This is a genomic window from Microcystis sp. LEGE 08355 (assembly GCF_015207185.1).
In the GTDB taxonomy this organism is placed as follows: Bacteria; Cyanobacteriota; Cyanobacteriia; order Cyanobacteriales; family Microcystaceae; genus Microcystis; species Microcystis panniformis.
In genome coordinates this window covers 1-5,263 of record NZ_JADEXI010000325.1, presented here as the reverse complement: position 1 = coordinate 5,263, position 5,263 = coordinate 1, and the positions used below count along the sequence as shown (strand labels likewise).

The 5,263-nt window shown below is 40.9% G+C and carries 6 protein-coding genes and 1 pseudogene; 6 read left to right on the top strand and 1 reads right to left on the bottom strand.

What is annotated here, in order from left to right; translation table 11 throughout:
* Window positions 1-165 precede the first annotated feature (165 nt).
* The 6 genes from IQ242_RS15950 to IQ242_RS15925 all read left to right on the top strand — a co-directional run bounded on the left by IQ242_RS15950 (window position 166) and on the right by IQ242_RS15925 (window position 4,488).
* A complete protein-coding gene (locus tag IQ242_RS15950) occupies window positions 166-630 on the top strand; it encodes a hypothetical protein (protein ID WP_193960633.1) in 465 nt (154 codons plus the stop codon).
* 353 nt (window positions 631-983) lie between these two features.
* On the top strand, window positions 984-1,805 hold the full coding sequence (gene cysH, locus IQ242_RS15945) for a phosphoadenosine phosphosulfate reductase (protein ID WP_193960632.1): 822 nt from the start codon (window positions 984-986) through the stop codon (window positions 1,803-1,805).
* Window positions 1,806-1,862: 57 nt separating this feature from the next.
* Window positions 1,863-2,729, top strand: coding sequence for an alpha/beta fold hydrolase (locus IQ242_RS15940; protein ID WP_193960631.1), 867 nt, complete (start codon window positions 1,863-1,865; stop codon window positions 2,727-2,729).
* A 230-nt stretch (window positions 2,730-2,959) separates the two neighbouring features.
* Window positions 2,960-3,256, top strand: coding sequence for a BrnT family toxin (locus tag IQ242_RS15935; RefSeq protein WP_043995702.1), 297 nt, complete (start codon window positions 2,960-2,962; stop codon window positions 3,254-3,256).
* On the top strand, window positions 3,243-3,422 hold the full coding sequence (locus tag IQ242_RS15930; RefSeq protein WP_024970469.1) for a hypothetical protein: 180 nt from the start codon (window positions 3,243-3,245) through the stop codon (window positions 3,420-3,422). Before IQ242_RS15935 ends, IQ242_RS15930 begins: the two co-directional genes overlap by 14 nt.
* Before the next feature lie 283 nt (window positions 3,423-3,705).
* On the top strand, window positions 3,706-4,488 hold the full coding sequence (locus IQ242_RS15925; protein ID WP_228021036.1) for a hypothetical protein: 783 nt from the start codon (window positions 3,706-3,708) through the stop codon (window positions 4,486-4,488).
* A 248-nt stretch (window positions 4,489-4,736) separates the two neighbouring features.
* Here the strand turns inward: IQ242_RS15925 and IQ242_RS15920 are convergent.
* Window positions 4,737-5,263 (bottom strand): annotated as a pseudogene (locus IQ242_RS15920) (GTPase); the annotation flags it as partial.

Sequence of the window (5,263 nt, the reverse complement as noted above, 5' to 3'; positions counted from 1 at the left end):
GTCGGAACCCCCTAAGCCGAGTTTTCAAGGTGCTGCGCCGTCCACTTGGTTTTCGAGACTGGCCTTTTAATTCTAACGTAAAGCCAACCTAGAACGGCGGGGTTTCAGACCCAAAATTTCCGATGAATGTCATCGCCATCGATTAGTTTATAGAGATGATTAGCCATGAAATTAAAGGCACAACTGCATATTTTAAGTCGAGAGGCTGTCAATTACGGACTGGCCACCCTAGTCATGGAAGAAGCGGTTAATCCCGTCCTCGCGGCCATGGCCAGACAGTTAAAACATTTACAATACTATGTGGTGCAGAATAGCCAGGGTGATTGGTTACTAACCACCTTAGCTCATCGGCAGCAGCCGCAACAGGAGAAAAGGGTAATTTATGCCTTTGCTACGGAAAAAATGGCCTTATCTGCCCAAAATACCGACAATTCACCCCTATCAACGCTCCTGATTCCCGTAACTCATCTTTTATTCCAATTATTTGCCCTAGAAAAAGTAGATAGTATTATTTTTCTGGAAAATGCACACACTGCTCAAACGGGAAAAGAAATCTCCCGGACCCAATTAAAGGGCAATATTGAAAAACAACTGCAAAAACTAGCGGTAATTCCTCCCCATCTTGCTTAACCTAGTGTAACCAGAGAGATTTTTGAGAAAGGAAGGTGTCGCTACTGTGGGCCACACTTCACCCCATCAGATATAGTATAAGTAAAGTATATACATCCTCAACAATAGGGTGGTCAGGATGAATACAAAAACCCCCAACTACTAGACCGCCAGTGTCAGGATGATAAAACGGCCCTCGATTGTCAAGCTGTATCCCTAACAATGAAGCAGTTAAACTAGGAGCCGTCGGAGGCGAAAGTCTCACCCACGTTTCTCAAGGGGAGGAGATGGAGGTGACTCTATTCTCGAACCCTAATGGATAGATTGGACTCTATCAGTATCCGCCGCTACTAATACCTTAAATCTTAGCCAGAATGCCAGATTTACACTTACTCAATTCTCATCCACAGGCCCTAGAAACTGCCTTCATCGCCACTGCCGACCGGTCTTTTTTCTCCCCTCTATCCCTCGACCTGGCCACAATTAATCAACGTTTTGACTCCGCTAACGCCGCGGAAATCGTCGCTTGGGCAGCGGCCACCTTTGGGGAAGGTTTGGTGATGAGTACCAGTTTCGGCATTCAGGCGGCGGTGATGTTGCACCTCGTCACCGCAATTATCCCCGATATTCCCGTCATTTGGATCGATACCGGCTATCTTCCCCCAGAAACCTATCAATTTGCCGAAGACTTAAGCCAACGCCTCCATTTAAACCTGAAAGTTTATCAATCTCCCCTCAGTCCCGCCCGCATGGAAGCAATCCACGGTAAATTGTGGTCAAATAACGATCTCGACTCCCTCAATCTCTACGACAAAATCCGCAAGGTGGAACCGATGCAACGGGCCCTGAAGGAATTAAAGGCCACCGCTTGGTTAGCGGGTTTGCGTCGCGACCAAACCGACCACCGCAAAACTCTCCAATGGGTCAATCAACAGGGCGAACGTTACAAAATATTACCGATCCTTGACTGGAATGCCAAAACCATCTATGACTATCTGACTAAATACGATCTTCCCTACCATCCCTATTTTGATCTAGGTTATGTCTCCGTCGGCGATTGGCACTCCAGTCGGCCTTTAACCGCCGATGATAGCAACGAACGAGACACCCGTTTCAAGGGTTTAAAACAAGAATGCGGTCTTCATTTACCCTTAACCCCCGGAGAAGCACAAAGTCTCGACGCAAGCTCCCTATAACTGCCGGGGTGGGAAATTTGCCGGTGCGATCGGTTCCTAGACGTTAGACAATGGTTATTGATTATTAATCCCCCATTAACCATGGCTATTTTAGAAAATTTTCTCGAAGTCGGCTCTCTCAAGTGGTTTTATCGACAGGTTAACCCCGCTCAACAACCGGACACAACCCCCGTGATCCTACTCCATGGTTTACCCGCCCATGGCTATATTTGGCGAGAATTATTGACCAGTTTAGAAGAATATAACATTAATGCCATTGCCCCCGATTGGATCGGTTCCGGTTTATCCGCTAAACCCGATGCCAGGGAATTCGCCTACACACCTAGCGCTTTCTGTCAAGCCTTGGCCGATTTTATTCAAGCTCTCCAATTGCCGAAAATCTCCCTCATTGTCCAGGGTTTTTTAGCCTCCGTCGGTTTACAATATGCCCTAGAAAATCCCGATAAAATTGAGCGCTTGATCGTCTTAAATACTCCCCTCTCCAGTGATGTTAAATTACCCTGGATAATGAAACAATGGGGACTACCTTTCCTCGGAGATATGGCGACTCAAGATCCCTTATTAGTCGATCGTACTTTAGAAACCGGTAGCGGTTTTGTGATTAGTGATGCAGATCTGGCTATTTTCCGTCAACCTTATCTAAAAACTTCGGCAGTGGGTCGCGCTTTACTGGCCACGATTCGCAATTTAAACCTATCGAAAACTATGGCAGAAATTGAGACAGGTTTAGAGAACTTTGAAAAACCCATCCTTTTTGTCTGGGGAATGGGCGATCCTTGGTTGTCTTCTGTCACTGTCGAAAAATTAGCCACTAAATCAGGAGTGGAATTAATCCCCCTCGCGGAAGCGAAACACTATCCCCAAGAACATTGGTCAAAAGAAATTAGTCCCCAGATTATTAATTTTCTCGGACGCAAAACCTGAAGAGCTATTTAAGGTGATGCAGAAATTGTCTCAATTACCCTTCTCTGATTATAGTAGAAGCGGAGGCTTCGCTTTTTCAAAATTTCTGCGTTTAGGGCTAGTAATTTATCGATATAACAAAAAATTATTGAAGTTTAAATAGTGATAAAAATTTTTGTTCGTTCAAAACGATAGGTAAGGAGGAGATATAGGAATAATTCTCTACAAAGACAATTTTTGGAGATTTATTTATGCAATTTAGAGAATTTGACTGGGATCAGTCTAAAAGATATTCTAATATAGAGAAGCATGGGATAGATTTTGCGGCTGTTCCTCCTATTTTCGATGGTCACTGTCTAATCAGAGAAGATAATCGCCAAGATTACCAAGAAATAAGGATGTGTTTGCTGGGACAATTAAACGGGATAATCTGTTATGTTGTCTATACTATAAGAGGGGAAACTTGCCGATTGATTAGTGCTAGGAGAGCAAACGAACGTGAGCGAAGAAAGTATCAAGAGAGTATCCCCCAAGATGGGGATTGTTAACACAAAAGAGGAAAGGCAAGATTTAACCGATTGGGAGCGAGTTAAATCGATGAGCGATGCAGAAATCGAGGCTAATGCTTTGTCAGATCCCGATGCGCTTCCTTTTGATGATGATTGGGAAAATGCGGCGATTATTTCTGCTTACAATAAATTAACATCTCAATAATTGCTGAAGCATTATACCAAATCTGTCCACTCGCCTACCGTTCCACCCTGCCTACTTTTCTATACTTTTTAAACAGGGTTGAGTATTACTTGTGCTTGCATTAGTTTAATAAAAATGCTACAATAGACCTCTTGCAAAAGTCTTAAGTCGATCCCTGTACAGCAACATTTTTGAAGATTATCAACTACTAATAAATAATTAACTGAAAGTCCCTCCCATTATTGTTTCTATCGTTTGTTTTCGGATTTATGCAAGAGGTCTAATCAAGGCAGTCTGTCATTGGATGACCTTTAACACAAGCAAAACGGTTATAATTATGGATATGAACAATAAAATTTGTGAAGATATTTATTCAAGAACTTATTCAAGAATTTATCATATTGTGATAGAACAGTTTGAAATTTCTGAAATACCTCTGCCAGTTTTAGATTTTGTCTTTCATCGTTGTGAATTATCTTCATTAGAACTCTTCTGGCAAATAGAGCAGGAATTTGACCTAGAAATTCCAAACGAAGTATCTGAAAAAATGGTTAGATTTAAAGATATATTGGAATTTGTTTTGGAACAAATATATAACCTTGAGATTCTTGAGATTGCAGAATATCTAAAAATACGAATAAAGGCAAAAACTCTAAAATTGTTATTGTTCTTAGAAAGCAAGAAAATAGAAATAAGTAAATTTATAGAAATATTTTCAAGTGACACTTTTTCCAATAATCATCAAAATATTGAAAAACTTATCCTTTCCCTGAGACAAAAAAGTTTTGATACGTCTAGTATAATATCATTTTCAGATATATTTAAAAATGATTTTTTATTGTCGAATTTAGAGCAAATATGTCAAATATATTGCTTTATGAATGATCAAAAAATTTCTTACTTTGATGTTATTGAGATCATAAAAAGTGGATATCTAGACTCTTGCAAACAAGAGATAGACGATCTTTCTGAAAAGATAAGGCTTCAAGAGTCGGAAATAAAAAAACTGAGTCTTCAACTTGAAAAAGCTAATCAGAACCTAGATTTGTTGAGACGTCAATTGAACCATCTTTTAGATGATATCTAGCATTGTTATAGCGACATAGAAACCCAAAAAGTTATTGATCAAACAAGGTATATTATTCTGCGATAACACACCTAAAAACAAAGATTTGAGTAATTATTTTATTCCCGTACCTATCTAAGCTGCACTGCATTTAAACTGCCTACTGAGTAATTTTAGTACAAAAGCCAGAAATCTCAACCCCAGAAACCTCTCCTCCCCACTCCCCTATACTTTTAGATTGGAAGAAAGTTTTAGCTTAATTAATCTGGTTAGAGGCCTGTTTTTGTCGTTTCTAAATACCCCTGATAACTTGACCGGAACTGTTCGATCGATAGGTTCTTTGTCCAATATTCTACCAGAGCATGACCCCAGGCCAAAGCTTCCTTGTCAGCAGTGCTAGAATTTTCTAATAGTATTGGCCAAAGTGCCAATAAATCAAAACTTTTATTCTCCGTATTTAAGAGAGAAGAAAGCTCGTAGGCCATCTGTAATTTACCGATCGCTACTGGTAATTGTTCCACGGGAATTTGTTCAGCTAAAAGATAGGCTAAAGTCGGTCTTCCCGTGGCTAAAGTGGAGATAAAACCTAGAATAGGACTTTTTAATAGGGCCGTTAAACCTTGTCCCGTGGCCATCTGTAAAGTATAGCGATCAATTATTTTCGCCGCTGCCAGGGTTCGAGTTTCTAAATCCGCTAAAAAACGGGCTAAACGCAACTGTTTTGCGGGCGAAATTGCCCCCAGTAAAGCGATTGATAACTCCTCATCCCCCCAAGCTTCTCTATCCGGCTGTTGAC